The sequence below is a fragment of the Schaalia odontolytica genome (genome assembly GCF_031191545.1).
In the GTDB taxonomy this organism is placed as follows: domain Bacteria; phylum Actinomycetota; class Actinomycetes; order Actinomycetales; family Actinomycetaceae; genus Pauljensenia; species Pauljensenia odontolytica.
Map to the genome: position 1 here is coordinate 1,635,004 of NZ_CP133472.1, position 15,880 is coordinate 1,650,883.

The following is a 15,880-nucleotide window of genomic DNA, read 5'->3' on the forward strand; positions in this document are numbered from 1 at the left end:
GACGCATTGAATCCGTAGGAGAAACTCATGCCCACCCCCAAGAAGGGTGCTCGTCTGGGCGGTAGCCCGGCACACCAGAAGCTGATCCTGTCGAACCTGGCAGCTCAGCTCATCGAACACCGCGCGATCACGACGACCGAGGCCAAGGCCAAGGTCCTGCGACCCTATGTAGAGAAGCTCATCACCAAGGCCAAGCGTGGCGACCAGCATGCCCGCCGCACGGTCATGAAGAAGATCCCGAACAAGGGTATCGTCGCGATCCTCTTCGAGGAGCTCGTTCCCGCGATGGATTCCGAGCGCGCCGGCGGCTACACCCGCCTCATCCGCGTCGGCAACCGCAAGGGCGACAACGCTCCCCTGATGCGCATCGAGCTCGTCATGGAGAAGGTCGAGAAGAAGGCCGTCGTGAAGGCTGCTGAGAAGACGGCTGAGAATGCCGCCGCGTCTCAGATCGCCGCTGAGGCCGAGGAAGCCGCCGAGCGTGCCGAGGAGGCTCGTGAGGAAGGCGATCTCGCGAAGGCCAACGAGGCCGAGGAGGTCGCTGCTGAGGCCGGCGAGGCAGCAGATGCGGCCGAGCAGGTTGCTGAGGAGAAGTGACGAGGAGTCACTGAACTGGCTGACCAGGGCCGGGCATCCCGCAAGGGGTGTCCGGCCCTTGCCGTATCCGGTAGCCTGAGGTCATGACTCGTGAGATGACGTTGGCGATAGACTGCGGCGGCGGTGGCATCAAGGGCTCCGTCGTGGATGAGCGCGGCACCATGATGGCTCCGCCCCGCAGGGTTCCGACTCCCTATCCGCTGCCTCCCGAGCTTCTTGTGGACACCGTCGTGGGCCTCGCGCGTGAACTTCCCGCGGCTACGCGGGTCACCATGGGAATGCCCGGGATGATCCGACACGGCGTCGTCATTGCGACCCCTCACTACATCACCCGGGACGGGCCGCGCTCGCGCGTGGTTCCCGAGCTCGTGGAGCGCTGGGAACGCTTCGACATGGGCCGCGGGATCGAGCAGGCTCTCGGTCTGCCGACCAAGGTGCTCAATGACGCGGAGGTCGCAGGCGCGGGTGCGATTACGGGTCGCGGCCTCGAAATGATTATCACCCTGGGCACGGGCCTGGGTAACGCCGTGTTCGACGGTGGGCAGCTGGCACCTCACGTCGAGGTCTCCCAGGGACCCGTTCGTTGGGGACTGACCTACGACGATTACATCGGTGAGCACGAGCGTCTGCGCCTGGGCGACGTTCACTGGTCGCGACGAGTCCGCCGCGTCGTCGACGGTCTGCGCCCCATGTACATGTGGGATCGCCTCTACCTGGGGGGCGGGAACTCCAAGCGCATCACGGCCTCGAACCTGAGACTCATGGGCGACGACGTGATCGTCGTTCCCAACGATGCGGGCATCATCGGCGGCGTGCGAGCGTGGGAGCTGTGAGCGTGCGGCGCCTGCGCCTCGACCTGGGGTACGACGGCACGGACTTTCGTGGGTGGGCAGCCCAGCCCGGTCTGCGAACCGTCCAGGGGGAGATCGAGGCGGCGCTGGCCATGGCCTCGCGCGAGGAGATGGCGGCGACGGTAGCCGGACGCACAGACGCTGGCGTGCATGCCCGCCACCAGGTCTGTCACGTCGACATCTCCGAGACGGCGTGGGAGCGCCTGACTCCCAGGGGAGGGGAGTCCGGTGACGAGACCACGGCGGCCACCATCGTGCGCCGTCTGAACAAGATCCTGTCCGGACGCTACGGCGAGCGTGCGCGTGGCCGTGATCTGCCCGCTGCGCGCGGCACCTGCGACGTGCGCATATACTCCGCCGCCGTTGTTGACCCCAGTTTCGACGCGCGTTTCTCCGCCCTCGGACGCTCCTACGCCTATCGGGTCTCGGATCGCCCCGAGCCGCTGGGGCGCTGGGATCGTCTCTGGGTCGACGAGCCTCTCGATGAGGCGGCTATGAACGAGGCCGGGGCTGGCCTCCTCGGAGAACACGACTTCCTTGGATACTGCCGCCCGCGCGAGGGTGCGACGACGATTCGGACGCTGCGGAAGTTGCGCGCCGAACGCGACTCCGATGGAACCCTTGTCTTTCGGGTCGAAGCCGACGCGTTCTGTCACTCGATGGTCCGCTCATTGGTGGGGGCGCTGCTCCTGGTGGGTTCGGGCGCGCGCGACACCGACTACCCGGCACGCATCCTGCGGGCGCGTTCGCGTTCCGAGGCCGCGCCGATCGCTCCCGCCCACGGCCTGACGCTCGAAGGCGTCGACTATCCCGATCCGGCCGAGTGGGGCGCGAGGGCGCGCCAGGCCAGGGCCAGGCGCGATGCCTGCTGCAGTGACGGTAGCTGAGGTATGTGACACAGTATTCGTCGCGCTTTGACCGCCGGGCCACGCCCCGATAATATGGCTAGTGCTGTGCGTCAGCAGAGTACCTAGTGTCTCCCACTCGCTAGGAGCGCTCGCCGACGCCTCGCGCGAACCGTTTCATCGCGGATGCCCCCGGAAAAACCGGCGCGGCGTCCCATGACCGACAAGAATTGAAGGTTACGCCCGTGCGCACCTATTCACCCAAGCCTGGGGACGCGGACAAGAAGTGGTACGTCATTGACGCCACCGACGTCGTCCTCGGTCGCCTGGCAGCCCAGACCGCTGCCCTCCTCCGTGGGAAGCACAAGCCGACGTTCGCCCCTCACATGGACATGGGCGACAACGTCATCATCATCAACGCGGACAAGGTCGCTCTGACCGGCAAGAAGCTCGACCAGAAGATGGCCTACCGTCACTCCGGTCGTCCCGGTGGCCTGACCGCGACCGCTTACCGCGACCTCCTCGCCGCGACGCCTGAGCGCGCCGTCGAGAAGGCCGTCAAGGGCATGCTTCCTCACAACTCCCTCGGCCGCGCGCAGTTCAAGAAGCTGCACGTTTACGCTGGCCCGGAGCACCCCCACGCCGGCCAGTCGCCGGTTCCCTACGAACTGACCCAGGTGGCTCAGTGACCTGCGGTCACTGAACGCCTTTTACACTGAGGAGAACCGTGGCTGAGACCATCGTTTCCGCTGAGCTGGACGAGGAAGTCGTCCCCAGCTCCTACACGTCCGAGACCGAGTCGGCTCCCGCCGGCGCCGGTCAGTCCATCACCGCGCCCGGCGCGGGCCTGGGCCGCCGCAAGGAGGCCGTTGCCCGCGTTCGCCTCGTCCCCGGCTCCGGCAAGTGGACCATCAACGGTCGCACCCTTGAGGACTACTTCCCCAACAAGCTGCACCAGCAGCTGGTGAAGTCCCCCTTTGTGCTGCTCGACATTGACGGCCGCTTCGACGTTATCGCCCGCATTAACGGCGGCGGCGTCTCCGGCCAGGCCGGTGCCCTGCGCCTCGGCGTGTCGCGCGCCCTCAACGAGATTGACCGCGACGCGAACCGTCCGGCCCTCAAGAAGGCCGGCTTCCTGACTCGCGATGCCCGCGCCACCGAGCGTAAGAAGGCAGGCCTCAAGAAGGCCCGCAAGGCTTCGCAGTTCTCGAAGCGCTGATTTCGCTCAGCACATTTTCTGTCGGCCGCGCCCCGCTCTTGCGGGGCGCGGCCTTCGTTTACCCACCCCGACCCGCCCAGGATGTGAGGGTGAACGCTGTCCGTGACCCGGCCTCGTACCGAGGAGAAGGCGTTCGCGCGGTACGCTTAATCCAGTCGAATGACCCACTGAATGGAGAGACTATGCCCAGGATGTTCGGCACGGATGGCGTGCGAGGACTGGCGAATGTTGACATCACCGCGGACCTTGCGCTTCAGCTCGGCGAGGCGGCAGCCCGCCAGTTCGGCGGCTCGCTGCGTGCGGATGGCTCGAAGCCCCGCGCAATCATCGGCCGCGACACCCGTATCTCGGGCGAGTTCCTCGACCACGCTCTCGCTGCAGGCCTGGCCAGTGCCGGCATGGACGTGACCCGCATCGGAGTGGTCTCTACCCCGACCGTCGCTCACCTGACGGCCACGGAGGACACCGTGGATCTGGGCGTCATGATCTCCGCGTCGCACAACCCCATGCCCGACAACGGCATCAAGTTCTTCGCGCACGGCGGCTACAAGCTGGCTGACTCGGTCGAGGACCAGATCGAGGCCCTCGTCAACACCGAGTGGGATCGACCCACCGGTGATGCCGTCGGCGAGATCAACGCAGACCACGCGTGGGCCAAGGACTCCTACATCGCGCACCTCGTCGAGGCTATCGGCACCGACCTGCGCGGCATGAAGATCGCTATCGACTGTGCCAACGGTGCGGCTTCCGAGCTTGGTCCTGCCGTGTTCCGTGAGCTCGGAGCGGATATCACCGTCATTAACGCGTTTCCCGACGGGCGCAACATCAACCTGAACGCGGGTTCGACGCACCCTGAGTCCCTCCAGGCTGCCGTCGTTGAGGCCGGCTGCGACTTCGGCGTCGCCTACGACGGCGACGCGGATCGCTGCCTGGCTGTCGACCACGAGGGCATTCTCATCGATGGCGACAAGATCATGGGATCGCTGGCCGTGAACGCGCTCGAGCGTGGCACGCTCGCGAAGGACACGCTGGTCGTCACCGTCATGAGCAACCTGGGCTTGCTGATCGCCATGCGGGAGGCCGGTATCAAGACCGTGCAGACCGGCGTGGGCGACCGCTACGTTCTCGAAGAGATGCTGGCGTCGGGCTACTCGCTCGGCGGTGAGCAGTCTGGACACATCATTGCCCGCGACCATGCGACCACCGGCGACGGCATCCTGTCCTCGCTGCTCATCTCCCGCATGGTGAAGGAGTCGGGCCGCTCCCTGGCGGACCTGACCTCCTTCATCCAGCACCTGCCGCAGACACTGATTAACGTAGGCGGCGTGGATCGCGCTGGTGCCTCGACGAACGAGGCTGTTGCCGAGGCCGTCGCGGGCGCTCAGGCCCGTCTGGGAGAGACCGGCCGCGTGCTCCTGCGTCCCTCGGGCACGGAGCCGCTCGTGCGCGTCATGGTCGAGGCCGCCACGCAGGAAGAGGCCGACGCGGTCGCCGGCTCCCTGGCGGACGTCGTCAAGGAACACCTGGCGCTGTAAGCGTTTGACTGACGGACGCAGGGGGCGGGCACCGGCCGGTGCCCGCCCCCTGCGTCTATGTTGTTGACGTCGCAGGCCGCCTGCGGCCGCTCGTGGAGAGGGCACGACAGGCGGCCTTGAGCGGGGTATGACCGTCAGATCTTGGCTGCCTCGATCCACTCAAGCGGGATACGGCTGAAGTACAGGCCCTGCATCTCGCGTTCCCACAGCAGGCCCAGAGCCCCGTCGGGGAGGATCGTCATGCACTGGTAGACGTAGTGGGCCGGGTTGAATGTGCGAGATGCGATCCACGTGCGCCCGCCGTCTTCGGATAGACGCAGGACACCGCGGCCGCGGTAGGGGCGCATCTGCGAGGCATTCGCGAACACCACGCGCTCGGGGCAATCCTCCGTCGGCCAGGGAACTGCGTTGGGCTGGCAGAAGATCTCGGTGATCTCCTCGGCGAAGAACACGTCGCTCCAGGTCTCACCTCCGTCGGTGCTGACGGTTGCTGCGACCTTTCCGCTGGGGTGCTGGTTGCGCATGAGCATGAGGAGTGAGCCGTCGGCGCGCTCGATGAGCGTGGCCTCGTGCGTAGCGGCCGCTTCGGTGTCGAGTGTGCGTGAGTCGATCTCGCGGCCCTCGAAGATGCGGCCGTCGTTAGGTGACTTGCCGCGCTTCCATGTTGCGCCGCCGTCATCGGAGAAGACGACGGACGCCGAGAAGTGACGCTTGTGGTCCCCGTTGTAGTAGATCGGGATGACGAGGCGTCCGCTGCGTAGCTGCACGCCCGTGCCCGGGGAGGTGCCGCAGAAGGACATCCATTCTTCCTTCACGTCTTGGTTGAGGTTGAATGGGCCGGACCAGGTCTCGCCGTCGTCGTCGGAGTAGATCATTTGCAGGAAGCAGGTGCGGGCCGTCAACAGCGTCTGGCGGGGATCGACGCCATCGGCGAGGAATACGTTGCCGCCGGGCGATTCCTGTCCGCCTTCCGTGACGGTGACGTCGCCGCGCTCGGAGACCGTGAACGCAGTGGTGTTGCCGTCTGCGTCCGTGACGCTTCCATCCTGGTTCCAGGTGTAGGTGGCGCCGTTGGCGTCATGTAGGATGTACCGGCCCTCTTCGTCGACGCCGAGGCCGGCCTCTGCGTTTGGCTGGCCGATGCCGCCCGGGAAGTGGTCGATGAGGATAACGAGGCGTCCGTTGCGGCGGTCCTGCACGACGCACGAGTCGATGACGGATGCGCCTTTGGCCCCGTGACCTGGGTAGGTGATGACCGTCTGGAGATCACCCCAGGTGTGTCCTCCGTCGAAGGATCGGCGGACCGTGAAGTTGATCGAATTGGGGGAGTCGTTCGCGATGGTCTCGCGCTGGTCGGCGCCCGCGACGACGACCCCGGATTCCAGGGTGATCAGCGAGGGGATACGGTAGCTGATCGAGTCGTGAAACCCGGCATCGAACAGGCACTGTGTGTCGACCGGGGGCACTGAGGAGAGTTTCTTGATCTGCGAATCGTTGAGGATCGACGAGTAGAGCGCCGCGTTACGGACCTCGCCGAAGAGGCGAGATCCGGAGGTGTCCTGGCCGATGACGACCTCGTCGAGGGAGTCGACGGACGCGAAGAATGCCTGGCCGGGCAGGTGCGCCTCGAGATAGCCGTCCACGTAGATCTGTACCGCGCCGTGCCCGACGCGGACGACGACGTCGTGCCAATGTCCTTGATCCCAGTGGCCGTGGGCGGTGAACGTACGCCACTGACCTCTGCGGCCCAGGACCTTGTACTCGATGCCTTCCTCCGTGACGGACAGATTGAGCTGCTCGGTGCCACCACCGCCGGCCGCGAGGATCGTTCCGTGCTGGCCGGGTCCGCGCACGCGGTAACGGGCAAAGATTGTGCCGGCGGTGAGCTCGGCGAGTTCGGCGACGTCGTAATCCGACAGGTGTGCGGCGGCAAACTCGATGAGCGGAGTGGGGGCGTCAGAGAGAGCAAGGATCTCGCCGGCGGATAGAACGCGGTCGTGCTCAGCGAAGGATCGAATGTCGATGCCTGCTCCCGGCGTGAGCTCGAGTGCAGCCTCGGGGCCGCTGGCAGTGGGGGTGAGGTCTGCGGTGGTGGAGAAGCACTGGTAGCCGTCGAGGAAGATCTTCGAGCCCGCGCTGGTGGCTGTGATAGCGAGAGAGTGCCAGGTTCCGTCCGTGACGGAGGCGGTGTCTTCCATGTCCAGGGCGAAGGACATTGCGTTTGTTGATCCCTCAAGGAAGAGGGCGCTGGAACGGATGAACAGGTGCCACCCTGTGTCATCCGTGCTGCGGAGCTTGATCAGTGATCCGTCTATGCGTGCTCGGAACTGTAAGGTCCAGGAAAACTCCGGGTGACCTGCGCGAATAGTCATGTTTGACACCTTTCTGTTCGTTGTTAATGTCGCCTCGCGTCATTGCGAAGCTGAGCGTGTGATCAGTCACAATGCTGAAGTTGTCAGACAGATTAGCACTGTGGTGATTTGTTGGCAATATGCAGATTTCCCTGACATTTCGCATTGACTCCAGAATGAGAGAGGGCTAACATTGCCGCAAGTTGTCTGACAACTTGCTAGTTAGACATCTGGACTCACAGCCCCTCGTTATTCGACGATGAAACTTCAGGAAGGCCCTCATCATGAGTACGACCCCCGCACAGGTGCTTCCGAAAAAGCCCTGGTATCAATACCTGACCAAAGAAGATCGCAAGGCCTTCTTCGCCGCATGGATCGGCGTCCTGCTGGACGGCTACGACTTCGTTCTCATCTCCTTCGCGCTCCCCGCGATCAAGGAGGCATTCAACCTGACGCTCGTCGAGAGTGCATCCCTGATATCGGCCGCCTTTATTAGCCGGTGGATCGGTGGCCTCGTGCTCGGAGCTATTGGCGATCGCTACGGACGTAAGCCCGCGATGATCCTGTCGATCTTCATGTTCGCCTTCGGCTCTATCGCCTGCGCTCTCGCTCCTAACTTCTGGATTCTCTTCATCCTGCGCCTCGTCATCGGCTTTGCAATGGCCGGCGAATACTCGGCGTCCGCAGCGTACGTGATCGAGTCGTGGCCCAAGCACATGCGCAACAAGGCCTCGGGTTTCCTTCTCTCCGGCTACGCCTTCGGTGTTATCGCCGCCGCGCAGGTCGACAAGTACTTCGTGACCTGGGTTGACTCGGTGCACCCCGGTTGGGGCTGGCGCGCCCTGTTCCTGACGGGCATCGTCCCGATCCTCGTCGCGATCTACATGCGACGCACTCTGCCTGAAGCAGCGGACTGGAGTGAAGCCAAGGAGAAGGGGCACGTCGAAAAGAACGACATGCTCGCCGTGCTCTTCGGTGGGGAACGCAAGATCCTTAACTACATCGTCGTTGTGGTCGCCTTCGTTGGCCTGCTGCTGATCTTCACCCAGCAGGTGGGGGGCATCATTGCGGTCAGCCTGGTCGGAGTCGTGTGCGCGATCGTCTTCATCTACCTGATCATTCAGTTCGATTCGAATCGCTGGATCATCGGCATCGCGATCATGCTGACAATCTTCGCGTCCTTCATGTACACCTGGCCGATCCAGGGCCTCCTGCCGACGTACCTGCACGGTGTTGGCATGGACCAGAAGGTCGTTGCCAACGTTGTGTCCTTCGCTGGCCTTGGCAACGCTGTGGGCTACGTCATCGCGGGTTTCGCCGGTGACCGCTTCGGTATGCGTCGCTGGTACGCCATCTCCCTGCTGCTCTCGCAGGTCATCGTCTTCCCACTGTTCATGCAGGACGGTCAGTACGTTGCTCTCGTGGCGGGTCTCCTCTTCTTCCAGCAGATGTTCGGCCAGGGTGTCTCCGGACTGCTGCCCAAGTGGGTATCCTCCTACTTCCCGGTCGACAAACGTGCCGCCGGCCTCGGCTTCTGCTACAACGTCGGCGCCCTCGGTGGTGCGGTCGGCCCCGTCCTGGGTGCGGCGATTGCCGACCAGCTCGGCTTGGGTATGGCCCTTGCGATTCTGTCCTTCGGCTTCGCGGCGATCGTCATGGTCTCCATCGGCGCGAACATTCCGCGTCTGCTGCAGAAGATGGTGGGACCGGAGTATGTTCGTCCTGAAGATGGAAACGACGAAATCATCGCAGAAGGATGACCACCATGACACTTCCGTTCGTTATCGGCGCGTACGCGTCGCATCCGGCACCGGAGCTGGAGGCAGACTACTACCGACTCCTCGCGGATCAGCCGTGGGTGAGCGGCGTTGAGATCCCCTACCCGGGGCAGCTCGCCTCCCAGGGCGACGTGCTGGCCGGCCACCTGGCCGCCCACTGGGCCTTCAACACGATCACCGCGATCCCCGGCACCATGCAGAATGTGTGGAAGAACGAGAACTTCGGCCTTGCCTCGCCCGATGAGGCTGGACGCGCCGCTGCTCTCGACTTCACCCGCGCGCTGCGCGACGACCTCGCCGCCCTGTGTGAGCGAGCGGGCCGCGCGCTGGTCGCCCGCGTGCAGCTGCACTCGGCACCCACGCGCCTGGCGCAGGTGGACGCCTTCAAGCGTTCGCTCGCCGAGGTGGACGCCTGGGACTGGTGCGGGGCCACGCTCGTGATTGAGCACTGCGACAAGTACATCCCCGAGCAGAACCCCGAAAAGGGCTTCCTCTCCCTCGAATCCGAGATCGACATCGTCTCCGAGGCGGGCATCGGCATCCACCTCAACTGGGGCCGCTCCGCCGTGGAGGGCCGCAGTGCGGACACCGCCTACGAGCACGTGCTCGAGGCTGGCAAGCGCGGCGTCCTGGACGGCATTATCTTCTCGGGCGCAGGCCCGGAGGAAACCCAGTATGGCTACTCCTGGATCGACGGTCACCTGCCCGCGCAGGCCGACGAGCCGACCTCGCTCATGGACGAGGCCGAGATCGCCCGTTGCGCCCAGGCGAGCGTCGACGGCGGAGCCAACTACCTCGGCGCGAAGGTCTGCGTCCCCAAGGATGCGTCCCTCGAGCAGCGTCTGGCCATGCTGACCAACATCTACCTGGCCTGCGGCGTCGGCGAGTAACGGCATCGTCGCGGGGCGCGGCACTCGCATCGCGCGAGGGTGCGGGAGGCGTTCGGCGCGAAGCAACAATAGACGGGAGGGGTGGATGCCTTGAGGCATCCACCCCTCCCGCTACGCTGTCACGGCCTGCGCCTGGCCACCGAGGACCGCCACACGGGGCGCGTCGGTATCGTTGCTATCGGGGTCCAGCCCGACGCCTCGTCGTCGATGGAGGCCTGCGGGTGAATATCGGCCATGGGGGAGCGGCCCTCGATCACGTTGACGATTGATGCGACGGCGGCCTCGGTCATGTCCTTCAACGGCCACTCGACCGTCGTCAGGCCGAGCGTAGAGGCGCTGCGGTGGTCCTGGTTGCCAAAGCCGAGGATCGACAGTTCGTGGGGCACCGACAGGTCCAGGTCTGCGGCCGCCTGGAAGACGCCGGGCGCCTGCGAGTCGTCGGCCAGGGCGATCAATGAAATCGACGGGTCCTCGTCGAGCAGACGCAACGCCGCCTGGTAGGCCGTCGTTGGCTCCCAGTCGGGCAGCGAGTACATCGTGAATCTCGTGCCAAACATCCGCGCGATCGGGTTCTGACGCGCGTGGTTCGTGTTTGGGCCCGCCAGGAACACAGCGCGCCCGTTGCCCGCGCCGGTCGATGGGTCCACGAGCGCGCAGTCTGCGAGGACATCGTGAACGCCGGCACCCTCGTCGATGCGAATGAGGGAAGACTCCGATCCGGTCGGCTCGGCCTCAATCATCGACATGGCGACGACGGGGATTCCGAGGTTTGCCAGCAGGCGCGAGGTGAATGCCTCGGCCGACGTGGTCTCGCGGATAATGCCGGCCAGCTGGGTGTCGCCCAGGACCCCACGGATCACCTCCGCGTCGGAGGCGCCGTCGCCGGACTGGAAGAGGGGGAGGAGGAGGTAGCCTCGTCGCTGGATATCGATCATCGCGGTTGTGAGGACCGTGTGGACGACGGGTACGAAGGGGTCGTCCGGAAGCTCGGCCATCAGAAGGGCGATGAGGTGGGACTTGCCGCGTCGCAGTGAGCGGGCGGCCGCGTTGGGGATGTAGTTGAGTTCGCGTGCAGCCGCCTTGACGCGATCGATGGTGGCGGGCGCGATCTTGACGTCTCGGCCTCGTCCGTTGAGGACGAGCGACACGGTCGACGGTGCGACGCCCGCCGCGCGGGCAACGTCGGCCCGGGTTGCGCGCTCCATGCATAAGCTCCCAACGCTCGGTGCGTTCTGTTGAAACACAACAACTATAACGTGTTAGTCTTGAGTCTGACGATCGGAGTTTCGACGACGACATCCGAAAGGCACACAGACGTGATATCGATACTACCTTCCTACGCTCCCGGTGCGGGAGCTCTTCTCCCGCCGAGGTCTCATCTGGCCGATGATCACGGCTTTTTGAGCCTCGACGGCACCTGGTCCTTCGTCTACCATCGCACTGATCCGACCCCCTTTGCGAACGTTGAGCAGCCGTGGGCTGAACCCTTAGTCGGTGACGACGCGGACACTATCGCTGTGCCCAGCCACTGGGTTCTGCAAGGCGAGGGCGCCTACGGGCTTCCCGCCTATACGAACGTCGACTTCCCGTTCCCGGTTGATCCGCCCTTCCCTCCTGACGATAACCCGGTCGGCGACTACCGGCGCACCTTCGAACTTCCGGGCGAATGGCAGGGCGGCATTGTTGCGCTGCGCTTCGATGGCGTCGAAAGTCAGGCCAGCGTGTGGGTCAACGGCGAGTGGGTGGGTATGGCTCGTGGTTCCCGCCTTGCCCACGAGTTCGACGTGACCGGGCTCGTGCGCCCCGGCGTCAACACGATCACCGTGCGCGTCCATCAGTTCAGCCCCGGCTCCTATCTGGAGGATCAGGATCAGTGGTGGCTTCCGGGTATCTTCCGCTCGGTGAGCGTGCGCCACCTTGCCGCAGGTGGAATCGATGACCTGTGGATCGATACTGACTACGAGGCCGGGGTTGGCTACGCGACCGTCGAGGCCCGGGTGCGTGGGAGCGCCAGTGCCTCCCTCTCCGGTCACCTGGAGATCGATGGCCTGTGGTCCTTCGCCTACTCCCTCGAGCGAGTGGATGAGGGCGTCTATCGCAGCGCCCCTATCGAGGTCGGCAACGTCCACCCGTGGAGCGCTACCGATCCCGCGCTCTACGACGCGCGCGTCAGCGTTGAGGGGGATGAGGGGAGTACTGGTGGTGCTCGCTCCCTGCGCATCGGCTTCCGTCGCGTGTCTATCGAGGACGGAGTGCTGACGGCGAACGGCGAACCCCTGACTATCAACGGGGTCAACCGCCACGAGGTGCGTGCCGACGAGGGGCGCGTTTTTGACGAGCAGTGGGTGCACGACGACCTATCTCTTATGAAATCCATGGGGGTCAACGCGATTCGCACCTCCCACTATCCGCCGCACCCCGGTGTGCTCGCCCTGGCCGACGAGATCGGCCTGTGGGTTATGCTCGAAGGAGACATCGAGACCCACGGATTCGAGGGAACGGGGGAGTGGATCGACAACCCCTCCGACGATCCTCGCTGGGCCGACGCATACCTGGATCGCACGGTCCGTGCCTTCGAACGCGACAAGAATCATCCTTCGATCATGAGCTGGAGCCTGGGCAACGAGTCGGGAAACGGCGCGAACCTGGTCGCCTGTGCGCGTTGGATCCACGAGCGTACTGATCACCGTGCGATCGTCCACTACGAAGGTGACCACGCCCTGGAGTACACGGACATCTACTCTCGCATGTACCCCACCCTCGAGGAAGTCGCGTCCGTCCTTGACGACAGCGATCCCCGCGCCGAGGTGGCCGTGCCTACCCACGTCGCAGCGCGGGTTGACGATGCGGCACGCGAGCGCATCCGCCAGGCCCCCTATCTCATGTGCGAATACCTGCACGCGATGGGAACCGGCCCCGGAAACGCAGCCGGCTACGCTGCGCAGATGAGCCACCCCCGCCACGCGGGAGGTTTTGTGTGGGAGTGGCGTGACCACGCGCTGTGGCGCACCCTCCCAGATGGGCGTCGCGCCCTGTCCTACGGCGGCGACTTCGGCGAGGAAGTGCATGACGGTAGCTTCGTGTGCGATGGCCTCGTCGACGCGCTGTCGCGGCCCTACGCGGGTACTTGGGCGTGGGTCGCCGCCATGGCCCCCGACGCCCCGGCCCTTGCACGTGTCCTCGACAGTGCGGGCAGCGGACGCGACGATGTTCGCCTGCGCTCCCTCGTCTCGTCTCCCGTCGTGCCCGTGCGCCCCATCGACGAGGCCGACCGTGCCTACGCGCTCGACTCGCGTGGTCGACTGGTGCGGGTTGGGGATCTGCCCGTGTCCGTCGAACTGAGCGTCTTCCGCGCGCCCACCGACAATGACCGCGGCCGTGGACCTGTCGACTACTGGGGTGTTGACGAGGAGAATCTGGGGTCCCTGGGCGTTGGACGGGGTGAGCATGGAACATCTCACGCGATGCGCTGGGAGCTCTCGCGCCTGCACTTGCTGCGTCGGCGCCTCGTGTCTATCGAGGGGGATGAACAGTGTCAGCGCGTCGTTGAGCGTTGGTCGCCACCGGCTGCGCAGTTCGGTGCGACCCTCGAGTGGGAGTTCCGACCGGTTCGTGTGGGCGACATCTCTGCGCTCTCGGTCTCGGCGAGCGTTGTGCCCTACGGGGCCTGGCCCGAGCGGGTGCCGCGCCTGGGTGTGCGCATCGAGCTGGGCGGCTCCTCCTGGGAGGCCTCCTGGCTGGGCGACACGCTCATTGGCTACTCCGACATGCGCGTGCCTGGCACCCGTGGGTGTGGGCGCGCCGAGGCCTCGAAGCTGTGGGACGTGTGCGTGCGCCCCCAGGAGGGCGGCCAGCGACTCGATCTTGAAGTGCTGTCCCTGCGAGGCGAGGCTGGGGAGTTCCTCATTCTCCCTGCCTCGCCCCTGGGGTGGAGCGTGTCGCCGTGGAGCGAGCGTGAGCTGGCTCAGGCCGCGCACTGGGAGGATCTTCCTGATAGCGAGCGCCTGTTCCTGTGGCTTGACGCCTTCCAGGACGGCATCGGCACTCGTTCGTGCGGGCCTGACTCTCGTCCCGAGTTCGCCGGAAGAATGCGCGATACGACCATGGCATTCGTGATTACCCAGGTTGGGGGCGATTAGGAGACGAACTGTTATGTTGCGGCTTGATAACGATGCGCAAAGTTGCTGGCAAATGATGCGAGCTTCGCAACAGGTCGCTATGATTCATGTATCAACTAACACGAGATAGTTAGTGACTCGATCCCATCGATCGACCAGCAAAAACGGACCAATGGAGGTTTCGCATGTTGAAGAAGAAGATGGCCGCAGGCGTTGTCGCCCTCGCCATGTTCAGCACCCTTGGCCTGGCTGCCTGCAACGATGGCGGCTCAGGCTCCACCACCAGCTCGGGTGGCGGTTCCGCCGCTACGGGTTCCATCCCCGAGCCCGATGTCGCCTGCGACATCCCTGCGGGCAACCTCGACGACTCGAAGATCGACACCTCGAAGGTCGAAGGCGAGATCACCTTCCAGACCCAGGGTCTGCAGAACGACTTCGGTGACTTCTTCAAGGCCAAGATCAAGGAATTTGAGGACGCCAACCCCGGCGTCAAGATCAACTGGACCGACCAGGGTGGCGGTGCCGAGTTCGATCAGACCGTGACCGCGCAGGCCTCGAACTGCAAGATGGCCGACGTTGTCAACGTTCCCTCCTCGACCATCCTGGCGCTGTCCAAGTCCAACCTCCTCATGGACTACGACGTCAAGGCCCCCGGGATTGGCGATAAGTACGTGAAGTCAATTTGGGACTCCACCGCTCTGGGAGCCAACGGTCACCACACGGCTCTGCCCTGGTACTTCGGCCCCTACATCACCACCTACAACAAGGAGGTCTTCAAGCGCGCTGGTCTCGATGAGAACAAGCCGCCCAAGACCATGGATGAGCTCTTCGACGCTGCCGCCAAGGTCGGAGCCGACGGGCAGGGTGATTACGGCATCTACGGCTCGCCCGAGTGGTACATGGTTGCCCAGCTGCACGGCATGGGCGTCAACCTGCTCAACGACGACAAGACGGCCTTCAACTTCGCCGACAACGAGGCCGCGATTCGCTACGTCACCAAGCTCTCCGAGCTCTACGCTTCCGGCGCTATCCCGAAGGATTCCCTGACCGGTGAGCCTGACCCCGGCAAGGCCTACACGGATGGCAACCTTGCCTTCGGTACCCCCAACGCCTCGTTCCTCAAGTCCGTGAAGAACAACAACGAAACGGTCTACCAGAACACCGGCGTCGGTGCCTTCCCGACCAACCCCGGCATCAAGCCGGTCTTCGAAGGTCAGTACATCGGCGTCTCCGTCACCACGCAGAACGCCCCCCTGGCTATGAAGTTCGCCGAGTGGATCACCAACGCTGAGAACGAGTACGCCTGGACGCACGACGGCGGTGCCATCATCTTCCCGGCCGCCACCGAGGCCCTCGACAAGCTTGTTAACAACCCGCCGGAGATTGCCGACGATCCCGTCTTCAAGGCCGCCTACGAGGAAGCCGCAAAGGCAGCTAAGGACGCCGAGGCCTACACCGATGTCTTCTACGCGACCGGTGCTGTGAAGGACGCCCTCATCGAAAACGTCAACAAGGCCATCCGCGGAGAGGTCGATCCCAAGACCGCCCTCAAGACCGCTCAGGATCAGATGAACGAGAAGCTTAAGGCTCTCGAAGACTGATTGACCGCTCGGGGGCCGAGGCTTGGCCTCGGCCCCCGACGCATTCCTCGCCCAGCGTCGGGCCGACGGCTCACGACCCAGCGCACCCCTGAAAA

At 64.7% G+C, this 15,880-nt stretch carries 12 protein-coding genes; 10 read left to right on the top strand and 2 right to left on the bottom strand.

Annotation, left to right across the window (positions count from 1 at the left end; all coding sequences use genetic code 11):
- Positions 1-27: 27 nt before the first annotated feature.
- The 6 genes from rplQ (at position 28) to glmM (ending at position 5,047) form a co-directional block, all read left to right on the top strand.
- Positions 28-597, top strand: coding sequence for a 50S ribosomal protein L17 (gene rplQ / locus RDV55_RS07010; RefSeq protein WP_111823839.1), 570 nt, complete (start codon positions 28-30; stop codon positions 595-597).
- Positions 598-680: 83 nt separating this feature from the next.
- Entirely contained in the window at positions 681-1,430 is a 750-nt protein-coding gene (locus RDV55_RS07015) for an ROK family protein (protein ID WP_111823838.1), read from the top strand.
- Positions 1,427-2,335 (top strand): tRNA pseudouridine synthase A, encoded by a 909-nt coding sequence (locus tag RDV55_RS07020; protein ID WP_111823837.1) that lies wholly within the window; start codon positions 1,427-1,429, stop codon positions 2,333-2,335. Before RDV55_RS07015 ends, RDV55_RS07020 begins: the two co-directional genes overlap by 4 nt.
- Before the next feature lie 203 nt (positions 2,336-2,538).
- Positions 2,539-2,982, top strand: coding sequence for a 50S ribosomal protein L13 (gene rplM / locus RDV55_RS07025; RefSeq protein WP_016460312.1), 444 nt, complete (start codon positions 2,539-2,541; stop codon positions 2,980-2,982).
- Positions 2,983-3,020: 38 nt separating this feature from the next.
- Positions 3,021-3,512 (top strand): 30S ribosomal protein S9, encoded by a 492-nt coding sequence (gene rpsI / locus RDV55_RS07030; RefSeq protein ID WP_009054763.1) that lies wholly within the window; start codon positions 3,021-3,023, stop codon positions 3,510-3,512.
- A 182-nt stretch (positions 3,513-3,694) separates the two neighbouring features.
- Positions 3,695-5,047 carry a phosphoglucosamine mutase gene (gene glmM, locus RDV55_RS07035; RefSeq protein WP_111823836.1) on the top strand — a complete coding sequence of 451 codons (1,353 nt, stop codon included), beginning with the start codon at positions 3,695-3,697 and terminating at the stop codon, positions 5,045-5,047.
- A 134-nt stretch (positions 5,048-5,181) separates the two neighbouring features.
- On the opposite strand, the gene RDV55_RS07040 is transcribed toward glmM, so the two are convergent.
- Entirely contained in the window at positions 5,182-7,419 is a 2,238-nt protein-coding gene (locus RDV55_RS07040) for a sialidase family protein (RefSeq protein ID WP_111823835.1), read from the bottom strand.
- Positions 7,420-7,682: 263 nt separating this feature from the next.
- Here RDV55_RS07040 and RDV55_RS07045 point away from each other — a divergent pair, with 263 nt between their 5' ends.
- Together RDV55_RS07045 and RDV55_RS07050 are read left to right on the top strand one after the other, a co-directional pair.
- Positions 7,683-9,158 carry an MFS transporter gene (locus RDV55_RS07045; protein WP_111823834.1) on the top strand — a complete coding sequence of 492 codons (1,476 nt, stop codon included), beginning with the start codon at positions 7,683-7,685 and terminating at the stop codon, positions 9,156-9,158.
- Positions 9,159-9,163: 5 nt separating this feature from the next.
- The gene (locus tag RDV55_RS07050) at positions 9,164-10,066 is read left to right on the top strand and encodes a DUF4862 family protein (RefSeq protein WP_111823913.1); all 903 of its coding nucleotides are present in this window, start codon (positions 9,164-9,166) and stop codon (positions 10,064-10,066) included.
- A gap of 119 nt (positions 10,067-10,185) precedes the next feature.
- Here the strand turns inward: RDV55_RS07050 and RDV55_RS07055 are convergent, their stop codons facing one another.
- Entirely contained in the window at positions 10,186-11,271 is a 1,086-nt protein-coding gene (locus RDV55_RS07055; RefSeq protein ID WP_111823833.1) for a LacI family DNA-binding transcriptional regulator, read from the bottom strand.
- 111 nt (positions 11,272-11,382) lie between these two features.
- Here RDV55_RS07055 and RDV55_RS07060 point away from each other — a divergent pair, with 111 nt between their 5' ends.
- On the top strand, positions 11,383-14,205 hold the full coding sequence (locus RDV55_RS07060) for a glycoside hydrolase family 2 TIM barrel-domain containing protein (RefSeq protein WP_111823832.1): 2,823 nt from the start codon (positions 11,383-11,385) through the stop codon (positions 14,203-14,205).
- 164 nt (positions 14,206-14,369) lie between these two features.
- Complete coding sequence (locus RDV55_RS07065) at positions 14,370-15,785, top strand: extracellular solute-binding protein (protein WP_111823831.1); 1,416 nt, start codon at positions 14,370-14,372, stop codon at positions 15,783-15,785.
- Positions 15,786-15,880: the final 95 nt, after the last annotated feature.